The sequence below is a fragment of the Pseudomonas putida genome, from assembly GCF_002906855.1.
GTDB classification, from domain to species: domain Bacteria; phylum Pseudomonadota; class Gammaproteobacteria; order Pseudomonadales; family Pseudomonadaceae; genus Aquipseudomonas; species Aquipseudomonas putida_N.
In genome coordinates this window covers 1-1,621 of sequence record NZ_MINI01000052.1, presented here as the reverse complement: position 1 = coordinate 1,621, position 1,621 = coordinate 1, and the positions used below count along the sequence as shown (strand labels likewise).

The following is a 1,621-nucleotide window of genomic DNA, read 5'->3' as shown; positions in this document are numbered from 1 at the left end:
GGTTTGGGCAAGACTGGGTGGGGTGGAGGCAAGAGCTTTGGGGCGGGCGGCGTGGCAAGTTCTGTTTACACGAAGAGGAAAAATCCGAATTGCAGGCTGAATTAGGGTAGACGCGTATAAATTTCTTTACAGGTTGGTTTGAAAACTTGCCAGTCGTCCGAAAATTTCTTTTTCTTCAATATCTTGGGACCGTATTGCGGCCCCAGATTCTCGCAGGCATAAAAAAACCAGCCCGAAGGCTGGTTTCTCATCGCTGCACAGAGCACTCAACCACGCGGCTTGCCGCGGCCACGGCCGGCCGGTTTGTCACCATCAGGCTTGCCTGGGCGCTTGCGCATTTCGCTCGGGCGTTCGGCCACGGCGCTGCCACGGCTGCCTTTGCGCGGCGCTTCGTCACGCGACTGACGTGCTGGGCGTTCACCCGAGGTATCGCGCGGCTGACGTGCAGGACGCTCAGCGGCTGCAGCACCGCCTTCATGGGCCGGGCGCAGGCTGCGCACACGCTCGTTGCGCCCCATCGGCCGGCTCGACTTGCGCTGCAGGCGCTCCATCTTGTCCTTGGCCTTGAGGTTCAGGGTCGGCAGCGCTACCGGCTGCAGGCCTACCTCGGCGGCGAGGATGTCGATTTCGCCCTGGGTCATTTCGCGCCAGCGGCCCATCGGCAGGTCGGAGTTGAGGAACACCGGGCCGAAGCGCACACGCTTCAGGCGGCTGACCACCATGCCCTGGGATTCCCACAGGCGGCGTACTTCGCGGTTACGGCCTTCCATCACCACGCAGTGGTACCAGTGGTTGAAGCCTTCGCCACCTGGCGCCTTCTGGATGTCGGTGAACTTGGCCGGGCCGTCTTCGAGCATCACGCCCGCCTTCAGGCGATCGACCATCTCGTCGTCGACTTCACCCCGCACGCGCACCGCGTACTCACGGTCCATCTCGTAGGACGGGTGCATCAGGCGGTTGGCCAGTTCGCCGTCGGTGGTGAACAGCAGCAGGCCGGTAGTGTTGATGTCCAGGCGGCCGATGTTGATCCAGCGGCCTTCCTTCGGCCGCGGCAGGCGGTCGAACACGGTCGGGCGGCCTTCCGGGTCGTCACGGGTGCAGATCTCGCCATCGGGCTTGTTGTACATGATCACCCGGCGCGTGGCCTCGGCGGCCTCTTCGCGCTTGATCAGCTTGCCGTCGACGGTGATGGCGTCGTGCAGGTCGACACGCAGGCCAAGGGTGGCCTCGACGCCGTTGACCTTGATGCGGCCCTGGCTGATCCAGGCCTCGACGTCCCGGCGCGAACCAACGCCGATGCGCGCCAGCACTTTCTGCAGCTTTTCGCCGGCTGGCGGGGTGATTTCGGTATTTTGCAGGTCTTGCTCACTCATCTGGGCACCTCCCGGTGTAGGAATGAAATCAGGGCTCTGGCTACGAACGCGCCAAAAGGCCGCGCATCATACGCGGTTCGCTGGGGGAACGCACTGCAGGGTAGAAGGTTTTGTGGTTTTTGGGAGTGAATTCTGCCTAATGGTGATGTGTAGGCATTGCTGGCCTCTTCGCGGGACAAGCCCGCTCCTACAGGAGTGAACTGCGCCCCTGATGTTGGACAAAAAATCCAACCTCAGGGGCGTTTTAC

1 protein-coding gene is annotated in these 1,621 nt (G+C 62.4%); it reads right to left on the bottom strand.

Annotated elements, in window-relative coordinates:
* Positions 1–266 precede the first annotated feature (266 nt).
* Complete coding sequence (rluB, locus tag BGP85_RS28595) at positions 267–1,373, bottom strand: 23S rRNA pseudouridine(2605) synthase RluB (RefSeq protein ID WP_103449912.1); 1,107 nt, start codon at positions 1,371–1,373, stop codon at positions 267–269.
* Positions 1,374–1,621 lie beyond the last annotated feature (248 nt).